The organism is Methylobacterium sp. A54F, from assembly GCF_053346035.1.
In genome coordinates, this window is the sequence record NZ_JBKFBF010000098.1 from 1 (window position 1) to 316 (window position 316).

At 75.9% G+C, this 316-nt stretch carries 1 pseudogene; it reads right to left on the reverse strand.

The annotated features are described in order from the left end of the window. Positions 1 to 316 (reverse strand): annotated as a pseudogene (locus tag ACLBXP_RS25505) (TIGR00374 family protein); the annotation flags it as partial.

Genomic DNA, 316 nt, shown 5'->3' on the forward strand with positions numbered 1-316 from the left:
GGTTGTCGTAGAGGGTCTCGACGGCGCCCAGCGCCCGCCATTCGCGGCCCGAGGCGAAGCGGCTGAGGAGCCCCTGGATCAGGCGGGGCCCGGCCCGGCGCTGGATGAGATAGAAGGCGCCGACCGCCGGGACGGCGAGGACGAGGCCGCCCGCGACCGCGTGCACGACGGGACCGTCGCCCGCGAGCCAGATCAGCAGGCCGTGGCCCGCCACCGTGAAGATCAGCTGCGTCAGCGCCTGGGTCATCAGGTCGACGAACATGCTCGCGCCCGCGAGGCCGCCGCCGCCGCCGCGCCGCGTCAGGAGGCGCGCGCC